This window comes from Singulisphaera acidiphila DSM 18658, assembly GCF_000242455.2.
GTDB lineage: Bacteria > Planctomycetota > Planctomycetia > Isosphaerales > Isosphaeraceae > Singulisphaera > Singulisphaera acidiphila.
This window is the reverse complement of record NC_019892.1, coordinates 1,896,727-1,918,989: the sequence shown is the minus strand read 5'-3', so window position 1 is coordinate 1,918,989 and position 22,263 is coordinate 1,896,727. Positions and strand designations below refer to the sequence as shown.

The following is a 22,263-nucleotide window of genomic DNA, read 5'->3' as shown; positions in this document are numbered from 1 at the left end:
TCAAGCCAGCAATGCTGACATAATGCTTCCTGCAGCTCTGGCGTAACCCACCATCTTCGTCTTCTCGCTTCAAAACGACAGGGAGCTGTTGCTCCCTGTCCCACCTTTTTCTAATACAGGACGCACCATCAACTCCATTGATTTCTGGCGATCGGACCAGACTCATAGGACAATTGACCTATGACTGACTGATTGCGACATTCTCTCTCCCCGGATTAAGGATCCGGGAAACAGAACGCCTCTCAAACAATCGCTGGAGCGCGTTGGAGCCGAATGCCAGGCAAAGGTCTCGCTCCTCTGGATAGAGGGGCCAGAGGGCATAGAATCCCACGAGGCGACCGTCCGGAAGTTCAAGTAGACGCCCAACACCTTCCTCACGTTTTGCCATAATATCCGTAAATTCTGTGGTTTCACTACCGAATTCCGAATTGGCGATGAGAAATGTATTGGGATCAGCAAACTCGATATCGTCCCGAGTTGAAGTCGCAATTTGCCGCAACAGGATAATGGGCCAGGAGAGCGCAGGGTCATTCAACGAGTTGGGTGTAATTTCCCAGTCCGTTGGCAAGCAGATAAGCACTTCTGCAAATTCAGGGGTCTCATCCTCCTGGCAAGCCTTTAACGGTTCATTGGACATTCCATCGGTGATGAGAATCAGGCAATCTTGCGCCTCTACGATGCGAATAAAAACCATCCTCTCGCTGGGGAGAACTTCTCCAATGGAGAGCGGCCGAGGTTCCCCGAAATGCTCCTTGATGTAATCGAAGAGAGCGGACGGCTCGTCCTCGGACTCTGAAGCTTCTTTGGGAGGCTCGATTGCACCGACGGATCGCAGATACTGTTCAATTTCTTTGTGACCGAACATGAGGGCAAAGCTCAGAGAGCTGTAACCGTTCGATACCGCGTTGATCGCCGCACCCGCTTCCACAAGCATCTTCACAACTTCGAGGTGCCCATCCATGACAGCATTGCTAAGCACATCGCAACGAAGGACATCATCGACGCGATGATTGATCACGGCGCCGTGATCAATCATCCACCGAACAACCTCCACTGAACCATTGCCGGCCGCTTCGAGAATCGGGCCCTCGATGACCCGCGGGTTCTTGGATGCGTTGATATCTACACCAAGATCCACGAGGAGAGCGGTCATTGAAACATTGTTTTCAGTAGCGGCGATAGCCAGGAAATACCTTCCATTCCCATCTTGGTAGAGAATCTCTGGATCTTGAGAAAGATATGCGCGAACGGCTTCAAGATCTCCATCATTCACTGCCCCTGCCAGCCAACGAAAATCTTTGTGCGTGCTCATTTTTCCTTACACTCATCTCTAGTGCAGCTGCAGACACCCATAAAATGGGACAGGGGAAATTTACTGTTTCCACAGCCGTCCTCGATTCCAAAGGGTCGACTCCAGCCCAAGCGACTGCGCCGTTGGGAAGGCCCACTCCTCCCCACCGACTGGGCGTTCGCGGACGACCGTGTTTTGACAGAGCGATCACTCGCGAGTTCAGACCGCTGTCTGAATTGCTGGAGATCGTTGCTCGAACGGTTCGTCCGCGCTACGATTGAGAAGGCCTGAGCGGAACCGTAGCGACACGACCCGAGCGCCGGCCAAGAGGCCAAGACCGAAGGAGGGGCAGCACTCTGCCGACCTGTCTTTCCTTCGGGATCGGCACGAAAGCGGCAAATCCTCACCTGCAGACCAGAAGTTCACCACCTTATTTCCCAACCCCGGTTTCTCGATTTCAGGTTGAACCATGACACACTACCTGTTCAGACGGGACTGACTTTCGGGGCATGCATCGCACCAAACCTCCAACTTCGGATGAGATCGCCCCAGTTGGCGAATACCCTCCTTCGTGACTCGGCTAGCGCTGACATCAATGCTTCTCAGGTCTCCCAATGACCGGAGACGAGTCAGCCCAGCATTTGTCACCCTCGTGCCCCGGAGACGAAGGCTTTGGAGATTGTTTAGGCCTTTCATGTCCTCGACGAGGCCGTCGAGTTCTACGTCGCCGACTGCAGTGTGACTCAGGTCCACAGAGATCACACCCGATGGGCCAAGAATGGCACCCATCCCATCGCCGGTGGTCAGGACACGCCCTCCCAGAACCACGAACGGAGCGGAGGCTTTGTGCCATCGATAGAGGCTTGAGATCGGAAACGCGGCGATCAGGGAAGCCGTGAGGAGCAGACACTTCCATTGCCCGCTCCCTTTTTTTCGGTTCACGGAAGCTGCTCTCGTCATGTTCCACTGCGAGAAACCTCGGGCATCCCTTGCGTGTGCGTTCTCCATTGACCAGACTCGTCGGACGGACGTAACCAGGGCGATGCCTTCGGACGGCTCTCGCTCGACAGAGTCCTCCCGATCCTCGGACATCGTCTAATTGCAGAACATGGAGATTGCCACGTCGATGGCGGGGAACATGATCGCAAGATACCGCCGGAACGCTGACCACTGGGCGATGATGAACAAGAATGATGAGCGTAACGCCCATTGTCCCTGGTTCTCTGTCGAGACCGATCCGTCGCCGCCGATGAACTGAACTCTTACGACCTCGTCAGGCGAAGTCTCGGGGCGATCCTCGGCGGTTCCCCTGTAGGTGCTCAATCACGCGAGTCCGCGAATATCCCGAAGATATTCCTCCCGAACATCTTCGTCGATTTCCGGTTTTACATGAGTGGCGTAGAGTGCGTCTTGTCCGTCGCGACGCGGACCCGAGATCCAATAGCGCTCGCCGCTTTCTACATCGAAGTAATTGGCTTTATAGCCGCCCTTAAGGCTTTGAAACGACTTCCCGCCATAGTAAAGCGTCGCACCCGTCTGGGAGAAGGTTACCCGGCCAATCCTTGCAGGGCCGGCAAGGCCATCCCCCTTGTATTCAATGTACATAATACGGCTCTTCATCGTGTTACCCAACATGCTCACATCTTGTCTATTTCGAAATCTCTCCAGCCCCAAGCTAGGAGAAATTGGCCCGGGCGCCAAGGACGCGATTCCGACTTTTATCGAAATACGGAACCACGGAGGGCCATTCTTAACGTGGCGATGTCGCGGAAGTTCTCGGACGGATCGGTCCTGAGGCTAAGGCTATTGTCCCAGCTTTGGTGATGGCACTCGACGATCAAGACGGAGTTGTTCGTGTCATACCCACCATCTTCGTCTTCTCTCTTCAAGAAGGCGGGGAACTGTCGCTCCCTGCCCCACTCTCCCGAGCCGTTTCCAAGGTGAGCCGTACCTGCTCTCCAAGAAAATTCGAACCAATGAACATCTACACGAATACATAAAACATCTTAATCACTACCACCGATCACCGCGACGATTCGAAAGGCTTGGTTCCGATTCCAGTTGTGAATCGCGACGATCCGCTCAGCGCGGCTTTGCCGTGGAGGAGATCTGGGGGCTCCCACCGCCGGAGCCGACGATCAAGTCGATCGGCGCAGAGCTGTGCTCAGTCCCGGCCGCTTCGGCTTTACCCACGGCGTAGAACGGCCGCTCCGTGGCAGTGGCCCACGGTTCGGCGTAGAGGGAAATGGTGCGTTCCGTCTGCGTCTCGGTGATCAAGACTCCGTTGAGCCCAACGTTCAGGACGCGAACGCCCTGGGGCAGGTTGCGGATCTCGATCGGCACTCGGCCCGCAAATTGAGGGGCGCGCTTGACCGTCAAGCTCATCGTGACCTCCTGCCCAGGCTGGATTCGCAGCCGCGAGGGCGCGGCCTCGACCCTGAGATTCGGCTCCGGCGAGACGACGATCCAGCCACCGGCCGCCCCGCCCGGGTCGACGACTTGCACCAGATCGCCCTCAGCCAAGCTCGTACTAGAAGCCGGCTTCGCTCGCCCCGTCACCCGCCAGGTGGGGGGAGAATAGGCCGGCGCAGAGGCATCGGCCGACAGGCCAATGCTCGCCGAGAAATCCTCGGGTTCGATTCGCGAGGGGGTCGCGGTCAGGCCAGGGGGGAGTCCGTCCACCGTCAAGTCCACCGGGCCCTCGAATCCATCGAACCGTGAAATCGTTGCCGTCACGAGCGTCGTCCCCCCACGCGGGACGCTCGGATTCTCGGTACTGAGTGAAAGCTGGAACCGGGGGCGGGGCTTGCGAACGAGCAGGTGGTAGCCGAACGACTCCCCGCCGAGCCCCCTCACATCCTCGATGCGGACGACGTAGACGCCGTCGGCAGGCGGGTCGAACGTCAGTCGGGAATCCTTCAAGGAGTCGGGCCCGCCGTCGTCGTTGCGATAGGTCAGGGTGACCGGTGACACCCCTCCCGGGGGAAAGAGGGTGCCCGGGGGATGGATGGAGACTTTGTAGATAGGCTGAGACATCGGATGATGCTCGGGGGTCGTCCCGAGGAAGGCAACCCGCTGGCCCCGCTCGTTCCAGAAGGTGCAATCGTCGTCCGGGTTGCGCGGTAACAACCGGATCCGGGTCAGTTCCCGGCCAATCAAGACGTAATCGCCGACGGCCAGGTTCCCCCACCGCGTCAGGCGGATCCCCGGCTTGCTGGAATCGTGCTCGCGAAAGGCGACCTCGGTCTGGTCCAACGGACGAAGCACCGCCCGCGGCACCGCGACCCCTTTCTCGTCCAGGATCTCCAAGGCCGAGTCGATCGACGTCCCCAGGCGGCGGCCAAAGACCTCGAGGATAAGCCGCTCCCCCTTCTTGGCCTCGAATCGGAAGTGGTCGACATCGCCGGCACGTTCAATTCGGCCCGACACTCCACCGGGAACCGCAACGGGCTCCGCGCGATCGGCGCGGTCGTTCTCCGACGACTCGACCCCTTGCCGACCCTCGCCGACCACGATAGTCCGTCGATTCACCGGGCTCGTTCCATCAGGAAGCACGACCGCGACCGCGGGCATCGAACCAAGCTCGGCCGCTGCCTCGGTCGTCATCGAAACCGTCGAGAATCCTTGCAGGTTCGCTCCCTGCACCTGGATCGTTGATTGGCGACCGCGCTCGACTCCCAGTGGGAACAGATCCGTCAAGTAAGGAAGTTGACCGACCTCGATCCGATAAAAGTGGCCCGGCGACCCTGCATAGTCGGCGTCGGTCACTTTCAGATGGACATGGCCGTCGCGGGGAATCGTGACGTTCAACCGGGGATCGCCCGCGCCTTCAACCGGGGCCGATTCCCCGAGGACGTGCCCCGCGTCATCCTCCAGGGTCACGAGTCCGAAGAGCGGCGACCCCAGGGATTTGGCCTGCATCTCGATCACAAGTTGGTCGCCGGCCTTGGCCTCGAACCGGAACCGATCGACGTCGCCCGGGCGTTCGATCACACCCGTCAAGGTCGCTGGAACCGAGAACGACTTGGCACCGAGTGCCTCGTCTTTGGGGTCGAGCTCCGCAACGTCAGGGCGTGCCGAGATGATCAATGACTGGAACAAAGAGACGCCCAGCGGCGTGATCAGGCCCAGGCGATGGGTTCCCACCCGCGCATCGGCCGCGACAACGAGGTCAACCTCCAGGCGGTTCGGGTCCGGCTTCGCCGCTCGGACGAGCGTGCCGGTCAAACCAGGCTCGGTGAAAACGATCGACGTGGAATTTCCAGCCCCGATTCCGGTCAAGACCATCCGCACGCTCGTGCCGCGAACCGCACTCCGAGGACTGGGCGGGTTGAGCGTTGCGTTCCGAACGAGCTGCGGCTTGGCCGGCGCAACAGCGTCGGCAGGCTTGTTCATCGTCACGATCGGTTTGCCGGTCGTCGTCTCGTAGAACGAGAGCGAGCCGTCGAATCGCCCGACCGCCACTCGCAGCCCGTCAGGGCTCAGGGCAAGTCCTTGAGGCCAATCCGCCTGCTCGCTCAGCGCCTTGCGAGTCGTGAGAGTGGGGAGGTCCCAGAGCTTGACGTCGTTGTCCTCGCCGCTGGAAACCAGGGTCTTACCGTCGGCCAAGACGACGAGACGAAGGATCGCGGCATCGTGTGCAAAGACCGATTTGACCAGGGACGCATCCTGCTGCGCGACCCGCCACAGGTGGATCGAGCGATCGACGCCTCCGGCCATGACCGTCTCCCCACCCGGCCCGAACGTGACCGAGTAGAGTTCGGCGGTGGCGTCGGAGAGCGTCTTGAGCCGCCGGCCCGAGGGAACGTCCCAGAGCTTGACCGTCCGATCGGCGCCGGCCGAGGCCAACAAGGCGCCGTTAGGGGCAAAGGCCACCGCGTAGACCGCGTCGGTGTGGTCCTTGAGTGTGCGCAGCTCCTTGCCTTCATTCAGGTCCCAGAGCTTGATCTCGCGATCATAGGATGCAGTCGCCAGCCGCCTGCTGTCCGGAGCGAACGCGGCATCCAGGATCGAGTCCTTATGCCCTTGAATCTCATGGCGTTTCGACTTGGTGGCGAGGTCCCAGACCGTGATGCTTCCATCGATGCCGGGACGGCCTCCCGCCGCAATCAAGGTCCGCCCGTCCGGACTGATCCGTACCGTCGTCAAGGGTCCGGGGTGTCCTGAGAGGGTTGCTTCGATCTTTCCCGTCTCGGCCCCGAACAGGAGCACGTTTCGACCGGCCGCAGCGGCTAGAAATTTGCCGTCGGGAGAATAGGCGAGCGCGGTCAAGGCCTCGGCGACCGGTGCCTCGAGAGCGACTTGCCGAAGTCCGCGAAGGGGATCGACCAGCGAGGCGATCGGAGTCTCCGTTTCAGACGGTCCGTCAAACTTGGCCCCTTCCTTGACCCAGCGTTCCAGCGTCTTGATCTGGGCGTCGCTCAGCGGAGGTTGCTTGTACGGCATCCGGGGGGTCGCGCCCGGACGGATCAGTTCGACTAACTGGCTGGCCTCGGGATCACCGGGTTCGAGGATCAGCTCTCCGCCCGACTCCCCCCCTTTTTGGAGCAAGGCGAAGGTGGCCATGTTCAGCCCGCCTTCCGCCTTCTTCGCGTTATGGCATCCCAGGCACGACCTGACCAGGATGGGCGCGACCTGCTCGCGAAAACTGACCGGGGCGGTCGCCTCGTCGCCACGCGCCGTAACGGCTTGCAGCAGGAGGAGCAGGGAGAAGGAGAGTCGGAACATGATCACCTCGGTCCGGGTCGATCGAGCGGCGCACGTCTCAAATCGCGTGTGATTGTGTCTTGCAAGGCGAGCACGACAGACAATCGCGCACATGCTCAGTGATTGAACAAGAACTCGTTACCCGTCAGAGTGGCCCAGTAGAGGTCCTCGATCGCCTGCCGCCTCGCCGTCGCCGCTTCCTTGGGGTCGGACAGCCCGGTCACGGCCTCCTGCAAGATGGCCGTGAGCCGCTGCCGTTCGCCCTCGGTGGGCCGGCGAGTCAACGCGGCCCGGAAGAGACCGGCAATAATCTCGTCGTCGCTGGCTTTGGCGGCCAGCGCTTTGGAAATCGCGCTGGTGTCGTGACGCAGCTTCTCGTTGATCGTGGTCCCGTTGGCCAGGTGTAGGGCCTGCGACATGGACGGCTCCGAAGAGCGTTCGCACGAGCAAGTGCTGATTCGCTCCGGCCGGCCGAATGAGCTCAGGAACGTGCTCTGGATCTTGGTGTCAGGCAGTTGCAGGCTCCGCCACCCCTCGGGATAGCCCGCGAACGGAGTGGGAACCTCGGCCACGCGGGCGATCGCGTCGAGGATGACTTCAGCCGGGAGTCGCTTGACCGGGTAGTGGCTGAGGTATTTCGGATCCGCCGGCTGGCCCGATACCGGAACGCTGGAGCGTGCGTACGCGGCCGAGCTCATGATCGTCTGAATCAAATGCTTGACGTCATATTTGTGTGCGAGGAAATCGGCGACCAGCCAGTCCATCAGGGGCTCGTCACTGGCGGGGTTGGTGGCTCGCAGGTCATCCTCGGGGTCGATCAGACCGCGGCCGAAGAAATTCCTCCAGACCCGGTTGACGATCGCCCGCGCGAAATAGGGGTTATCAGCTTGCCCTAACCAGTCGGCGAACGCCTCGCGGCGATCGCCTCGCCAGTCGAGGGCGAGGGGCTGACCGTCGAGAGGGCGGGGGGGCATGATCACGCCGGACCTCGGGTGCCGGGTCTCCCCTTCGGGAGAGGCCATGACCACCACGTCGCCCACGGCCCCGCCATCCTTGAGCTGAACCCGGGAGAAGAGACTCGCGACTCCGTAGTACTGGTCCTGGGTCCACTTCTCCATCGGATGGTTGTGGCAGCGAGCGCAGGTGAGCGACATGCCGAGGAAGGCCATGCTCGAGCTTTCGGTCAAGTCGATCGGGTCGCGGTGGAGCGCAAAGTAATTGGCTGCGCCGTTGTTCAGGCTGCTTCCCTTGGCCGTCACAATCGAGCGGGCAAACTGGTCCCAGGGGACGTTGTCGGCCACGCTCTTGCGAACGAACCGATAAAAGGACCACATCGCCGGCGGCGGCAGCGTATTCGAGGAGACCAGGAGCAGGTCGGACCACTTGTAGGCCCAGTAGTCGACAAACTCCGGGCTGGCCAGCAGTCGCGTGACAAGCTTCTCTCGCTTCTTCGGGTCGGCGTCGGCAAGGAACGCCTCAACCTGCTCGGCCGGGGGCAAGGTGCCGGTCGCGTCGAGCGAGGCGCGGCGGAGAAATGCGGCATCGCCGGCGTCGGGGGAGGGGGGAATGCTCAGCGCCTTGAGCTTGGCCAGGTTCTTCTCGTCGATCGGATTCAGGCGAAGAGCAGCAGCAAAGACGGTCGGATCGATCTTGGCCTCGTAAGGGGAGATGACCGTGGTCCGCTGGACCCGGCTGGCGTACCAGACCGTGATGGCCGCCTCGCCGTGCCCCTCGACCTTGACCTTCCCTTGTTCATCCACCTTGGCCACGGTGTCGTCGGTGCTGGCGAACTTGGCCCAGCGCGTGACGTCCTCGACGTGCCCATCGGAGAAACGGGCCTGGACCAAGACTTGCTGGGCCTGGGCCGGCTTGAGGAGGACCGACTCGGGAACGACCGCGAGCGAGACGATCGTCGGATCGTCGGCCCTTGGCCTCGGGGTCCCCGCCGCGATCCACTCGGCGATCACGCGATATTCGAGTGAGTCGGTCGAGAACTTGACCCCGCCACCATGCTCGAGGGCCCCGGTCGGCTTGAGCAGGAGGAGGCTCTCCGCCGGCGCGGTCTTGACGATCCGACGCCCCGACGCCTGGCGGGTCAGGACGTCGAAATCGACCTCGGGCCCATAGCCTCGCAACGTCAACCGGAACCCATTCTTCCCTGCCGCCGCCCCGTGGCAGGCTCCCGAGTTGCAGCCGGCCTTGGTCAGAACCGACAGGACGTGATTCTGAAAACTCCAGCGTGTCGGGCGTTCAAAGTTCTCGACCGAGATGTTCGCCCGTGCCACCTGGCCGTCGATGGTCGCCGAGACCTCGGTCAGCCCATTGCCGACCGGAGTGACGGTGCCATCGGCCGAGACGGCGGCCACCTTGGGGTCGCCCACAGTGAAGCGGGCCTCGCCGGTGCGGTCCCCAACAAAGGCGTGGCCATCGTGCGCCTCGACCAAGAATCGCTGACGAGCCTTGGGGCCGTCCAGACGAGCGACAGCGGGCAAGAGTTGGATCTCGGCCCCAACGGTGGTCAAAGCGCTCCCGCCGAGAAGGAAGAGCGCGGTCCAAAGGTGGCGACGTTGCATCGCGTGGGGGCCTCGGTCAGGGGCTTCGATCTCAAGTCCGTCGGTGGGAAGAAAAAAACACGTACCCGACTAAAAGAGTTCGCTGATTGGTTCGACGCCGTGGTCGACGATCCGTAGAGGGCGGCTCTGCGGGCCCGGCAACTCCGTGTCGAGGCTGATTCCAAGCCCTTGGTAGACCGTGGCGGCGATCTCGGCGGGCGTGACCGGACGATCCTTGGGAGCATAGCCGATCTCGTCCGACGCCCCGATCGCTTGCCCCCCCTTGAAGGGCCCCCCGGCGAAGACGGAGGTCCAGCAGGCAGGGTGGTGGTCGCGACCTCCCGCCGGGTTCACCTTGGGGGTTCGGCCAAACTCGCCGAACGCCAGGATCATGGTGTTGTCGAGCATCCCGCGCTTCGAGAGGTCACCGAGCAAGGCCGTGAAGGCGTTGTCGAAGTTGGGGCCAACCTCGTTCTTGTAGCATTCGATCGGGCTGAACGGAGCCGAGCCGTGGATGTCCCAGGTGATCTCGTTGAAGACCGTTTCAAACATATTGACCGTAACGAACCGGACTCCCCGCTCGACCAACCGACGCGCCAGCAGGCAACTCTGGCCGAACCGGGTCCGCCCGTAGCGGTCGCGAAGTTCTTCGGGCTCCGACTTCAAGTCGAACGCCTCGCGGGCGGCCGGGCTCGACATCAGTTTGAACGCCCCCTCGAAGTTGGCATCGAGCAAGCGTGCGTCGGCCGACGCCTCGAACGAGCCGACCGCGCCATCGATCGCCGAGCGAAGTGACCGCCGGCGCGCCTCGCGGACCGCCGTGACGTAGTCGGGCGGAAGCAGGTCGGGCACCTTGAAGGCCTTGTCGTTGGGATCGGCGTTGAGAACGAAGGGGTCAAACGTCTTGCCGAGGTAGCCCGCACTCTGGCCATGGGGCATGTTTCCGCCGGTCGGACCGATGGGCCGAGGGAGCAGAACGTGGGCGGGGGTGTCACCGTTAGGGCCCTTCAACTTGGCCAGGGCACTCCCATAGTGAGGATGTTCGATGCCCCCGGTGAAGAGCCGACCGGTCTGCATCATCTGGTGGCCGGTGTCATGGACGGCCGCCGCCGTGTGGTTCACCGAGCGGACCAGGGCCACCTTGTCCATCATCCGGGCCATCCTCGGAAAGATTTCCGAGACCCAGAGCCCGGGGACGTTCGTCTCGATCGGGCGGAACGGACCGCGAATCTCCTCTGGCGCGTCCGGCTTCATATCCCAGGTGTCGAGCTGCGAGGGCCCGCCCACCAGGAAGAGGAGGATACAGTTCATATCCCGCTGCTTTGCCACCGCTCCCCGCGCCTCAAGGGCCTGGAGCCCGGGCAGTCCGAGTCCGAGACAGGCCAGTGAGCCGGCGTGAAGGAAATCACGGCGCGACAGCCCATCGCAAAAACGCACCGACTTGTCGGCATCGACGCGAATCATGCGGAAACCCTCGGTAGGTAGGAGGACTGAGCGGCGGGGTTGGTCTTGATTCGAGTTATTCGCCAATGCTATCCGCTCCAATCCCGTCGGTCAAACCACCAAAGGGGGCGACACCTTCGAAAACGACTCCCCGGAAATCGGCCGAACTTCGGGTCGCCCGATCGCACTGTGGCCCCCCCTCACTCGTAATGAATTAGGACGGGAATCGCGTGGTTCGGGACGATTTCTTATTCACGCAACCGGAACAATCGCGTAGGATTGGTGTTTAGATAACCTACCGAAGGTGTTTCTTTCCGTTTCACCGAGTCCATGAACCGTGATCACTTCTCGTCGAGAATTGCGCGGCACTACGCTCGGGTTGGCCCTTCTCCTGGCCTTCCCCTGGCAGCTTGCGCTCTCGGCGATGGAAAGCGCGACGCAATCGATCGCGCCCGGCTCACAAATCAGGCTTGATGAAGCGTGTCATCAACTCCAATTGCTTGACGTTTTATCTGACCGGCCTCCCCTGGATTGCCTGACGCTCTCCATGGCGATTGGCGAGGTGGAGGAGGAAGGCGACGACGCCTGCACCCTCGCCTTCGACCTGGTCGCGTTTCCCGACCACGGCTTCTGTCTCTCGATCGAGTCGGCGGCCGTCCCTGCCATGATCTCGGTTGAACGAGCATCCCCCCCTCTTGTACAGCGATTGTACTTGCGCTGTTGATTGTGCACATCTTCCTCCAGCCTCTCGACGGCCCCATTGAACCCGTCGAACGTGGGGCCGTCGGTCCATAAAAACGACACCGCTCCCTGGTCCGCGCGGTGCAAATTCACGAGCGCGGCAAAACGTCATCCCTCTGTCGAAAAAAGAGGACGGCGCGACCATGGCTCTTCCAATCATGACGCGGACCTTCTCCGATCAAACCGTCCCTAATTCCACGGGGTCTTTCCTTGTGGCTCGGTCGACGAGTCGTACCGTCGCAGCGGCTCCGAATGGCCTTCAAACGATCGAGTCCGCTTCAACACGGCGATCGGCAATTCGAGGTTCGCGACGACGACCCGACGTACCGGCTTGACTCAATTACGTGATCAAATTTGCCCGACCCCGCCCCTCAGCGTAGGGGGGTCGGATCGCTGGAGACCGACCTCGATGTTTTGGAAATCGACGATCGCACTCGTGACCTTCGCGGGAGTGGGGGGAGCGGTATACCTGAGCGGGGTATCCATGGCTTACGTCAAAGGGGCCTTAAAACATGTTGAACATGTCGTTGTCCCCACGGAAGCACCGGTTTTGAAGGCGGACCTGGTCAAGGTCGATGCCGATCACCCCTGGAACCATGAGATCAAGCTCACCGCCGAGGAGGAGCGGGCACTCGGCATCGCTGTCACCACCGTCTCGGCTCAGACGGACCCCATCCAACTCGAGCTGACCGGCCGAACCGCCTACGACCCCGACACCCTCACCAAGATTCGCCCCCGGTTCGACACCCTTGTCGAACAGGTCCACGCCTCACTCGGGCAGACCGTTAAGAAGGGGGAGCCCTTGGTCGAGCTCCACAGCACCGAACTGGCCGCCGCCAAGAGCGATTTCCAAGAAAAATATGTTCAGTGGCAGCATGATCTCAAGCTGTTCAACCTCAGGCAGGAGTTGGTCAAGACCGGCGCGATCTCCAAACAGCTCTGGGTCGACACCATCAATGATGAGAAAAAGACCCGACTCGAGTACACGCTCGCCCGCGACCGACTCCAGATCCTCAAGGTTCCCAACGAGGAAATTGAGCCGCTGCTCGGCCCCCTGCGCGACGTCGACTCGAAGGTCGACGCCAAGCCCACCGGAACCCAGTTCGGCAACATCGAGAGCAAGGCCAAGATGACGCTCGTCTCGCCGGTCGACGGCATCGTGATCGAGCGTGAGGTCGTTCCACAGAACTTCTACGAGACATCCACCGTACTTATGGTCATTGCTCCACTCGACCATCTTTGGGTGATGGTCAACGTCTATGAGCTCGACCAGGACAAGGTCAAGGTGGGGCAGACCCTGGAGATCCAGTTCCCCTTCCTGGCGGAAAAGATCGAAGGCAAAGTTCAGTACGTCGCCAACGAAGTCTCCAAGGAAACCCGCGCCGTCAAGATTCGCGCCTCGATCCCGAACCCTGGAGCCCGGCTAAAGTCGGACATGCTGGTCAAGGCAATTCTTGATATTCCGCCCGAAGCTGGGCAGACCCGAATCCCGCGTCTGGCGATGGTCTCGGCCGGTGGCAACGACTACGTGTTCGTCCGCAAACCGAGAGAGGCGAGCGACAATGATTCCAAGAACCAGACGGTCGACCGATTCGAGCGCCGGGTCATCGAGGTCGCCCAGGAGAACCACGATAAGGTCATCATCAGCAGCGGCCTGAAGCCGGGAGAAGAAATCGTAACCCTGGGCAGTCTGATCCTCGCGCAGCTCTACGACGACGCCCTGACCGTGGCCACGGGCACGTCCGAGAAATGACCTGAACCAACCGCAGCGAGGCCGTTCGCAAATTCGGGAGATGAACCGATGCATCACCGGTCTCGAGCGTCCTCGTTGCTCCACGCGCCTGACCACCCCGCACGACCGCCTGAAACGCGCGGCACCACCGTCTGCCAATCAAAAAATGGCGACCGCCAGGCATTTGACCCGACCTTACCAGAGGTGTACCATCGCCTTTAGGAGCCGCACTCCAATCACAGGTGCGCACGGCCCCTGGCTCACTCACTTCCAGAAAGGGGTTCGATCATGCCCTTGTACGAGGTGGAAACCACATCACACATCATGATTGCATGCGTTGACGACGAGGCGTCCGCAAGGGGCTTCGCCAGCGCCAACTACCCGAGCGAGGAGGTTCTCCGGGTTAGCCACCGTCCTCGTGACGCCTGGGTGATCTCGAAGAATTTGCTGGGACTGAAGGGGACTCTGGATCCCTGTGCCACGGCTCGAGATTGCCTTGCCAAGGCACAAGGAGACAAACTCCACGCCGTTCGCCTGTACATGCAGCAGACCGGTTGCGACCTCGACGGCGCTCGCAAGGCGATCGAGTCGAACATGGCAACCGGCTGGTAGACTGACTCCGATTGGGTTCAGCTTCCGAATCCGAAAAAAAAAGAGGGACCGGGTGAGCGTGCGTCGCCCGCCCCTGAATCGACAGAGAGCCACGGAGAGATCACTCCGAGACGTTATCGCTTCGGCCCATTGAAGGGGAGGTGGAACTGTCGCCGAGCCGGCGGATCGCTGTGGCTCGGCGACAGTTCACCTCTCTTCTTTTTTTTGTGTGTCACACTTCGGTATTTCGATTGCACTCCAGTTCGCATCGAACGAGTCGGCACGGATTGAAATCCGGGCCGAGCCGTTCGCTCACCTCATCTTCGGTCGGGGAAAGAACATGAGCCGGGTGATTTGTCTGATCCTGGGAGGAGGGCGGGGGACTCGGCTCTATCCGCTCACGAAGTCGCGGAGCAAGCCCGCCGTGCCCATCGCAGGCAAATACCGCCTGATCGACATCCCAATCTCCAACTGCATCCATTCCGGCCTGAACGAAATCTTCGTCCTAACCCAGTTCAACTCGGTAAGCCTGCATCGCCACATCGCCAATACCTACAAGTTCGACCCGTTCGGCGGCGGTATGGTCGAGGTGCTGGCGGCCCAGCAAACGATGCAGCACGAGACCTGGTATCAGGGAACGGCCGACGCCGTCCGGCGAAACATTCCCTACTTCACCGAGAATCGTTACGACCTGGTGCTGATCCTCTCCGGAGACCAGCTCTATCGCATGGATTTCCAGGACATGATCCGCACCCACCTGGAAAACAAGGCGGAGGTCACCATCGCCGCGCTCCCGGTGGCGGAGGAAGAAGCCAAATCGTGCGGCATCATGCGTATCGATACGAGCGGGCGCGTGACAGACTTCGAGGAGAAGCCAAAAACAGCGGAGAAACTCGAGCGGATCCGGACTTCTCCCGACTGGCTCGAGCGGCTCGGAATCCAGTCGCAGGGGCGTTCCTACCTGGCAAGCATGGGCATCTATCTGTTTAATCGAGCCACCTTGGTGCAGATGCTCGCCACGGGAGATGCCACCGACTTCGGCAAGGAACTCTTCCCGCAAGCGATCGAGTCACACCGGGTCCAGTCCCACCTCTTCGACGGCTACTGGGAAGATATCGGGACCGTGGGTGCCTTCCACAAGGCGAACATCGACCTGACAAGCGACAACCCGCCGTTTGACTTTACCTACGGCGATCACCCGATCTTCACCCGCCCGAGATACCTGCCTTGTTCGCGGCTCTCAGGGGTGACCATCAACAACAGCCTGATCTCCGACGGCTGCGTGATCGGCCGAGGGTCGGTGATCGAGAACTCCGTGATCGGAGTTCGCGCTCAGATCGCCGAGAACGTCACGATTCGCAACACCTACATCATGGGCGCGGACAGCTACGAACAGACCAGGCACCTGGAAGACAACGCGCGGGCCAACCGCCCGGGCGTCGGCGTGGGTGCAGACTCGATCATCGAGAATGCCATTATCGACAAGAACGCCCGGATCGGCCGTGGCGTCCGGATCCGCAACGAGGCAGGCGTGATCGACTCCGACGCCGCCCCCCATTACGTCATCCGCGATAAGATCGTGGTGATCCCCAAGTATACGATCCTCCAAGATCGACTGGTGATCTGACACGAGCGGGGTCCACCTTCGCCTTCTCAACATCGTCCGGGAACGCCGCGACACGGGTTCACCCCCTTCGTCCTTGTCCGGCGTTCCTGGCTTCGCGAACCGACACCGACGGAGTGTCGAATCTCTCGGTCCCTCCCAGTCGCACGACTGGCCCAGCCGGTCCAGCCGTTTCCAGACGCACAGCCGGCCCACCCGTAACCGTTGACAAGCCCGCCTCGGTAAACCATGACAAGCCTGATCAAAGGAGATCCCGGAGCCCAAAGCGCCGGACTTGGGACCTGGGTGCCATAGGCCAAGGCGTTTCGAGAAGGGTAAGACCGAAGCAGACGGGGTGACGGCTCTGGTGGCGGTTGGCCTCCGATTTGCACAAGTTGTCGGCGGCGCACGCTTTTGATAAACTTCCCACTGATGGACGGCATCGAGCCAGCGGCGCGAGCAGCCCGTACGTCTCGCGCACTTTTCTGTTTCCGCGAGTGGAAGGACGAACAGTGTCGGCGGATACCAATATCGCCGGTGGCGAGAAGATCGGTGGGTTCCGCTTGATCCGCACGCTCCACCCCGGCGCGACTTCGGTCGTAGTCGAGGTCATCCAGGAGTCGACCGGGAAGCGGTTCGCGCTGAAACTCCTTCTTGAATCCCGTGCCGAAGATTCGTCAGAGCGGAAAGCATTCGCATTCGAGGCCAATTTGGGCATGCAGATGCGGCATCCCAACTTGATCCACGTCCATGAATATTTCCGCGACCCGGTCCAACCCTACTTCGTCATGGACCACTTTCCCTCGTTTCACCTCAAGCTGCCGATCGCACGCCCCTCGGTCTATCCCATGCCGACGGGCCAGCTTCACCGAATTATCACCCAGGCGGCGTCCGGCTTGTTGTTCTTTCACCAGAAGGGCTGGGTCCATCGGGACATCAAGCCCGAGAATATCTTGGTGAACAAGTCGGGAGAGACGCGGGTCATCGACTACGCCCTGGCGATGAAACCGTTCGGCGCCCTTCGCAAAATGCTGGGAAGCAAGGCGCCGAGGCAGGGGACACCCAGCTACATGGCCCCCGAACAGATCCGGTGCGAGCCACCGACTCCGTTGGTCGATATTTACAGCTTCGGGATCACCTGCTATGAAATCACTTGCGGACGGCCGCCGTTCCGGGCGAACTCGACCTCGGAACTTTTGAATAAGCACCTGAGTGACCGCCCGCTCCCGCTCACGGCTCATAACAAGTCGATTACTCCCGAGTTCAACGACCTCGTTCTGGCGATGCTCCAGAAGCGGACGACCGATCGCTTGGCGGATTTCGAGGAGTTTCTGAGTCGATTCCGGCGGACCCGAATCTTCAAGGACGACCCAGCCCCCGTAGCGAATAACGGCTTCTCGATGTAAGTCGGGCGGTCCAACCATCATACGTGGCCTGGTCTTGGTTTGTCGGATGAGACTGATCGATCGCTGAAGGACGTTTCCGCCAATGGCCAGCCCAAGCGAGTACCGGCTCCCGTTCGAGGCGCAGATCTATGAAATGGAAGCGCGCCTGGCCGAAATGGAGGTCGGCTACTCAAAGAATCGAACCGGAGTGGATTCCTCGGCGATCGCCGAGCAGATCCGTCGTCTCCGCCGCGAACTGGCGAATCTCAAGCGCACGATTTACGCCAACCTCGAAGCCTGGCAGACGGTGCAGGTCTCGCGCTTGCCCAGCCGCCCTCAGACGCGCGACTACGTCGACCTGATCTTCGATCAGTTCGTTGAGCTCCACGGCGACCGTGCGATCGGCGACGACAAGGCGATCGTCACCGGCCTCGCCCATCTCGGCGAGTCCAAGGTGATGTTCGTCGGGCATCAGAAGGGGAAGAATCTCCTCGAACGGACGGCCTGCAACTTCGGCTGCGCCCATCCCGAGGGGTATCGCAAAGCCCTGGTGAAGATGAAAATGGCCGCCAAGTACGGCCTGCCGATCATCACCTTCATCGACACCCCCGGCGCATACCCCGGCATCGCCGCCGAAGAACGCGGTCAGGCCGCGATCATTGCCGAGAACCTCATGGTGATGAGCCAGCTTGACACGCCGATCATCTGCGTCGTGATCGGCGAAGGGGGGTCGGGCGGAGCACTCGGAATCGGAATCGGTGACCGGCTGGCGATGCTCGAGCACGCTTATTACTCGGTCATCAGCCCCGAAGGGTGCGCCACCATCCTCTGGAAGTCGAACGAGCACGCTCCCCGGGCCGCCGAAGCGTTGAAGATGACCAGCCGCGACTTGCTCCGGCTCGGAATCATCGACGACGCCATCGCCGAGCCACTCGGAGGTGCCCACCGCGACCATCGCGAGGCCGCCGCCAATTTGAAGTCCTACCTGATCCGGTCGCTCCGCGAACTGGCCGATCAGCCCCGCACGGACCTCCTCCAGCGCCGCTACGACAAGTTCCGCCGGATGGGCGTTTTCAACGAGGGGGGAATCGAGCTCAACGGCCTTCCCGAAGCCAGCCGCTGAGCTTTGCCCTTCACGCTCCCCTTTTTTTTTCCAAGCCTCAACCGGTCCACCACTCCGGTGGACCGGTCGTCGGCCTGCGCCTTCACACAGGAGCAGGTCGCCCGAGGCCGATTCGACCGGCCTTGACCCTTCGGCCCCCCTCTGTTAGAAAGCCCGCCAACCCCCTCGACGCCCCCCCATTCGAGACCACCCGGAACGCCCACGACACCAGTGCCGCCGGCGCAATCCATGCGCCTGGTTCGCACCATAAGACGGCCGCGCCGAGGATGAGGTGGACCCTATGAGCCTGAGGAAGATCGCTTATCTGACTCCGCTCTATTTCGACGAGCAGTCGTGCCTGGGGGGAGGGGAACGTTACCCTTTGAACCTGGCCACCGGAATCGTCGAAGCGTCGGGAGGATCCTGCACCGTTGAGTTGATCTCCTACGGCGAAAAGTCCGAACGGAGAACGCTCCGCCCCGGGGTGACGCTCCGAGTCCTACAAATTGCCAATCGACCCGGCGATCGGACGAACGTCGCCTCGTGGGAACTTCCCGCTGCGCTCGCCGATGCCGACCTCGTGCACATCCACTCCCCGTTCACCCGATCGAGCGAGCTCGGCATCCTGGCGGCCAAGCAGCAGCACAAGCCGCTCTGCATGACCGACCACGGGGGTACGGCCAGTACGATCGGCCTGAACCTCGGGAGCCTCGAGCTGGCCGATCGGATCATCGCCTACTCCGACTTCGGCGCCTCGCTCTACTGGACTAAAACCCCGATCGCAATCGTCAAGGGAGGCGTCGACGCTTCGGCCTTCGCGCCGGCTCCACTCCCGACCGAGCGTGACCGCGTGCTCTACGTGGGACGCCTACTCCCGCACAAGGGGATCGATCAACTCATCACGGCCCTTCCACAGGGGCTTCGACTGACCGTCTGCGGCCGACCCACGCACAAAGACTACGCCTGGCTGATCTCCAACATGGCGATCGAGCAGGGCAAAGCGGTCGAGTTCATCACCGACGCCGACGACGCCACGATCCGCGACCTCTATCACCGGTCCTGGGTCACCGTGCTCCCGTCCGTCTACCAGGATTGCTTCGGCGGTAATCACGTCGCTCCGGAGCTGATGGGCCTGACCCTCCTGGAATCGATGGCGGCCGGTACGCCCGCCATTTGCTCACGGGTCGGCGCGATGCCCGAGTTCGTCCGCGAAGGGGAGACCGGGTTCGTCTACGATCGCCTCGATCAGTTGACTGAAACCTTGCGCCGACTCTCGGAAGACCCGGAACTCGTCGAACGGATGGGCCGCCGTGGCCGTGAGGTCGTCCTGGAAGAGTACGACCTCCGAGTCGCGGGGCAGAAGATGTGGGACGTCTATCAGGAGTTGGTTGCGAAATACCGGGAGGCGGCCGCGTGAAAATCCTGGCGCTCAGCAATCTCTACCCCCCCGACTTCATTGGCGGTTACGAGCTTGCATGCGCCGACGTCGTCGACGCACTCCGCGATCGCGGCCACGACGTCCGGGTCCTGACCGCCGCTCCACGACTCCCGGTGGCCTCACCCGCTCATGTTCTCCGCCGGCTCAAGCTGATCGATGAGTGGTCGGAGAACGGGATGGGGATGAGTCCGTTCGCCTTTCGCCGGGACGAGGCGGAGTCGCGACTCGTCAGCGCCTACAACGTGCATGCCCTGACCACCGTCCTCGACGAGTTTCAGCCCGACGTCGTTTACGTCTGCGCCATTACCGGTCTCGGTGGGTTCGGCCTGATGGCCTGCCTCCAGTTCCTCGACATCCCCTGGGTCTGGCAGCTCGGCGATCGGGTCCCGCACCACCTCTGCAGCACGCGTCAGCGCGTGATCCCAGGGCTGGCCGAAGCCTTCTCACAGCATATTCGCGGTCATTTCATCGTGGTCAGCGACCAACTCCGCCGGGAGATCGAGGTCGGCGGGATCAGGCTCCAAGGCCACGTCGAAACCATCCCCAACTGGATCACCGGGACTTGCGGAGAAAACCGGCGCGACTTCTATCGCGGCGGCCACCTGCGCATCATGACTGCCGGCCAGGTGGCGCGTTGGAAAGGAACCGATGTCCTGATCGAAGCAGCCGCCCGGCTCCGCGACGCCGGCCACGACGACTTCTCGGTCCACATCTACGGCAAGGTCCATCAGCCCGACCTCGCCTCGATGATCCATTCGCTCCACCTCTCGAACCATGTGATCCTCCAGGGGGTGCTCCCCCACGCACTCCTGCTCGAGGCCTATCGCGACTATGACCTGTTCGCCTTCCCCACACTCGAACGCGAGCCGTTTGGACTCGTCCCGCTCGAGGCCGTGGCGCGCGGCTGCGTACCGATCATCTCCCGTCGTTGCGGGATCGCGGAATGGCTGGTTCATGGGGTTCATTGCTTGAAGGCCGAGCGCACGCCGGAATCGTTCGCCCGCGTCTTTGCCGAGGTCATCGAGCGGCGGATCGACCTGCAACCGCTGGCCCGCCGAGGTGCCACGGCCGCCTGGCGCGACTTTCATCTCGACGCCATCCTGCCCCGGATCGAGCGGCTGCTCGTTCGCGCCTCGAGCCAGGCCAAGGGGATCGCCGGATCCTCCCACGACGCCTATCGCCTGGCCCGGATGGCCGAGCAGCTCACCGCCTCGCTCCTTGAGGAAACAATCGCCGCGTGAACGGATTCCCCTCGTCCGAGGCTCGCCGACCGATGAAGATTCTTGCACTCAGTAACCTTTATCCGCCCGACTTCGTCGGTGGCTACGAACTCGGCTGCGCGCACGTCGTCGATGCCCTCCGCGACCGCGGCCACGACGTCCGGGTCCTGACCGCGGCGCCTCGACTCCCGGTCGCATCCCCTCCTCACGTCCTCCGCCGGTTCAAGTTGACCGACGAGTGGAATCCGAACGGGATGAGCAAGCACCCTCTCGGCTATCGCCTGGACGAGGCCGAGTCGCGACTCGTCAACGCCTACAACGTGCACGCCCTGACCACCGTCCTCGACGAATTCCAGCCCGACGCCGTCTACGTCTGCGCGGTGACCGGTCTCGGTGGGTTCGGCCTGATGGCCTGCCTTCAATTCCTCGACATCCCCTGGGTCTGGCAGCTCGGTGACTGCGTCCCTCGGATCCTTTGCAGCACCGAGCGGCGGACCTTCCCGATGTTGGCCGAGGAATTCACCCGGCGAATTCGCGGGACCTACATCGTCGTCAGCGAACGGCTTCGACAAGAAACCGAAGAGTGCGGCCTAACGTTGGGGGACCGAGTCGAGACCATCCCTTACTGGATCACCGGACCGCAGGAGGCCGAGCGAGTCGACTTCTATCGCGGCGGCCACCTCCGAATCATGGCCGCCGGACAGGTCGCCCAGTTCAAGGGAAGCGATATCCTGATCGAGGCGGCCGCCCGGCTCCGCGACGCCGGCCACGACGACTTCTCGGTCCATATGTACGGCAACCTCTATGACCATTGGCTCCTGGAATTGATTCGCAAGCGCAATTTGACCGATCACGTCATCCTCAAAGGAGTCCTTCCTCAGAAACTCCTCTTGGAGACCTACAAGAATTACGACCTCTTCGCCTTCCCCACGCTCGAACGCGAGCCATTCGGGCTCGTCCCGCTCGAGGCCGTGGCCCGAGGGTGCGTGCCGATCATCTCGCGGCAATGCGGGATCGCCGAGTGGCTGGTCCACGGCCTTCATTGCCTCAAGGCCGATCGCACCCCGGAGGCCTTCGCTCGCGCCTTCGCCGACGTGATCGAACAACGGATCGACCCCGAGCCGATCGCCCGCCGAGGCGCGGCCGCCGCCTGGCGCGACTTCCATATCGATGCCATCATCCCACGGATCGAACAACTTCTCGCCGACGCCGCGAGCCGTGAGAAGGGGATCGCCGGGTCGTCCCACGACGCCTACCGCCTGGCCCGAATGGCCGAGCAGCTCACCGCCTCATTGCTTCAAGAATCAATCATTGCCTAAGCCAGAACGACATTCCCAGCCTTTCCACCCTTCGAAGCTCCTTCATTCAACGGACGCATAGGCAACTCGCCCGAGCCGACGTTTCGCGAGCCGAGGATCGCTTCACCTTGGCTCGACTGGACTTGACCGACTTGGGACCA

At 61.8% G+C, this 22,263-nt stretch carries 15 protein-coding genes; 9 read left to right on the top strand and 6 right to left on the bottom strand.

The features are described from left to right. Nucleotides 1-178: 178 nt before the first annotated feature. The 6 genes from SINAC_RS07450 to SINAC_RS07420 all read right to left on the bottom strand — a co-directional run bounded on the left by SINAC_RS07450 (nucleotide 179) and on the right by SINAC_RS07420 (nucleotide 11,013). Nucleotides 179-1,312, bottom strand: a complete 1,134-nt coding sequence (locus SINAC_RS07450) for an ankyrin repeat domain-containing protein (RefSeq protein ID WP_237722448.1) — start codon at nucleotides 1,310-1,312, stop codon at nucleotides 179-181. A gap of 1,074 nt (nucleotides 1,313-2,386) precedes the next feature. After that, the gene (locus SINAC_RS07440; protein ID WP_020465737.1) at nucleotides 2,387-2,614 is read right to left on the bottom strand and encodes a hypothetical protein; all 228 of its coding nucleotides are present in this window, start codon (nucleotides 2,612-2,614) and stop codon (nucleotides 2,387-2,389) included. Then, nucleotides 2,615-2,926, bottom strand: coding sequence for a hypothetical protein (locus SINAC_RS07435; protein ID WP_020465738.1), 312 nt, complete (start codon nucleotides 2,924-2,926; stop codon nucleotides 2,615-2,617). Nucleotides 2,927-3,373: 447 nt separating this feature from the next. Next, nucleotides 3,374-7,018, bottom strand: coding sequence for a c-type cytochrome domain-containing protein (locus SINAC_RS07430; RefSeq protein ID WP_015245067.1), 3,645 nt, complete (start codon nucleotides 7,016-7,018; stop codon nucleotides 3,374-3,376). A gap of 95 nt (nucleotides 7,019-7,113) precedes the next feature. Continuing rightward, complete coding sequence (locus SINAC_RS07425; RefSeq protein WP_015245066.1) at nucleotides 7,114-9,570, bottom strand: DUF1553 domain-containing protein; 2,457 nt, start codon at nucleotides 9,568-9,570, stop codon at nucleotides 7,114-7,116. Between the two features lie 69 nt (nucleotides 9,571-9,639). Then, on the bottom strand, nucleotides 9,640-11,013 hold the full coding sequence (locus SINAC_RS07420; RefSeq protein ID WP_015245065.1) for a DUF1501 domain-containing protein: 1,374 nt from the start codon (nucleotides 11,011-11,013) through the stop codon (nucleotides 9,640-9,642). A gap of 316 nt (nucleotides 11,014-11,329) precedes the next feature. On the opposite strand from SINAC_RS07420, the gene SINAC_RS07415 reads away from it, so the two are divergent. From SINAC_RS07415 to SINAC_RS07375, 9 genes are all read left to right on the top strand, one after another. Continuing rightward, the gene (locus SINAC_RS07415; RefSeq protein ID WP_015245064.1) at nucleotides 11,330-11,716 is read left to right on the top strand and encodes a hypothetical protein; all 387 of its coding nucleotides are present in this window, start codon (nucleotides 11,330-11,332) and stop codon (nucleotides 11,714-11,716) included. A gap of 426 nt (nucleotides 11,717-12,142) precedes the next feature. Further along, entirely contained in the window at nucleotides 12,143-13,486 is a 1,344-nt protein-coding gene (locus SINAC_RS07410; RefSeq protein WP_015245063.1) for an efflux RND transporter periplasmic adaptor subunit, read from the top strand. A 267-nt stretch (nucleotides 13,487-13,753) separates the two neighbouring features. After that, nucleotides 13,754-14,077 (top strand): DUF6793 family protein, encoded by a 324-nt coding sequence (locus tag SINAC_RS07405; RefSeq protein ID WP_015245062.1) that lies wholly within the window; start codon nucleotides 13,754-13,756, stop codon nucleotides 14,075-14,077. Between the two features lie 319 nt (nucleotides 14,078-14,396). Next, a complete protein-coding gene (locus SINAC_RS07400) occupies nucleotides 14,397-15,683 on the top strand; it encodes a glucose-1-phosphate adenylyltransferase (RefSeq protein WP_015245061.1) in 1,287 nt (428 codons plus the stop codon). Nucleotides 15,684-16,171: 488 nt separating this feature from the next. Further along, complete coding sequence (locus tag SINAC_RS07395; protein WP_015245060.1) at nucleotides 16,172-17,065, top strand: serine/threonine protein kinase; 894 nt, start codon at nucleotides 16,172-16,174, stop codon at nucleotides 17,063-17,065. An 82-nt stretch (nucleotides 17,066-17,147) separates the two neighbouring features. Continuing rightward, on the top strand, nucleotides 17,148-18,167 hold the full coding sequence (locus tag SINAC_RS07390; protein WP_015245059.1) for an acetyl-CoA carboxylase carboxyltransferase subunit alpha: 1,020 nt from the start codon (nucleotides 17,148-17,150) through the stop codon (nucleotides 18,165-18,167). A 280-nt stretch (nucleotides 18,168-18,447) separates the two neighbouring features. Beyond that, entirely contained in the window at nucleotides 18,448-19,563 is a 1,116-nt protein-coding gene (locus SINAC_RS07385) for a glycosyltransferase family 4 protein (protein ID WP_015245058.1), read from the top strand. Then, nucleotides 19,560-20,825, top strand: a complete 1,266-nt coding sequence (locus tag SINAC_RS07380) for a glycosyltransferase family 4 protein (protein WP_015245057.1) — start codon at nucleotides 19,560-19,562, stop codon at nucleotides 20,823-20,825. Before SINAC_RS07385 ends, SINAC_RS07380 begins: the two co-directional genes overlap by 4 nt. Before the next feature lie 32 nt (nucleotides 20,826-20,857). After that, the gene (locus tag SINAC_RS07375) at nucleotides 20,858-22,123 is read left to right on the top strand and encodes a glycosyltransferase family 4 protein (protein ID WP_015245056.1); all 1,266 of its coding nucleotides are present in this window, start codon (nucleotides 20,858-20,860) and stop codon (nucleotides 22,121-22,123) included. Nucleotides 22,124-22,263: the final 140 nt, after the last annotated feature.

Coding starts and splice junctions, on each gene's coding strand:
- SINAC_RS07435 (WP_020465738.1), bottom strand. CDS start 2,926: ATGTTGGGTAACACGATGAAGAGCCGTATTATGTACATTGAATACAAG.
- SINAC_RS07410 (WP_015245063.1), top strand. CDS start 12,143: ATGTTTTGGAAATCGACGATCGCACTCGTGACCTTCGCGGGAGTGGGG.
- SINAC_RS07375 (WP_015245056.1), top strand. CDS start 20,858: ATGAAGATTCTTGCACTCAGTAACCTTTATCCGCCCGACTTCGTCGGT.
- SINAC_RS07430 (WP_015245067.1), bottom strand. CDS start 7,018: ATGTTCCGACTCTCCTTCTCCCTGCTCCTCCTGCTGCAAGCCGTTACG.
- SINAC_RS07390 (WP_015245059.1), top strand. CDS start 17,148: ATGGCCAGCCCAAGCGAGTACCGGCTCCCGTTCGAGGCGCAGATCTAT.
- SINAC_RS07450 (WP_237722448.1), bottom strand. CDS start 1,312: ATGAGCACGCACAAAGATTTTCGTTGGCTGGCAGGGGCAGTGAATGAT.
- SINAC_RS07425 (WP_015245066.1), bottom strand. CDS start 9,570: ATGCAACGTCGCCACCTTTGGACCGCGCTCTTCCTTCTCGGCGGGAGC.
- SINAC_RS07400 (WP_015245061.1), top strand. CDS start 14,397: ATGAGCCGGGTGATTTGTCTGATCCTGGGAGGAGGGCGGGGGACTCGG.
- SINAC_RS07405 (WP_015245062.1), top strand. CDS start 13,754: ATGCCCTTGTACGAGGTGGAAACCACATCACACATCATGATTGCATGC.
- SINAC_RS07385 (WP_015245058.1), top strand. CDS start 18,448: ATGAGCCTGAGGAAGATCGCTTATCTGACTCCGCTCTATTTCGACGAG.
- SINAC_RS07420 (WP_015245065.1), bottom strand. CDS start 11,013: ATGATTCGCGTCGATGCCGACAAGTCGGTGCGTTTTTGCGATGGGCTG.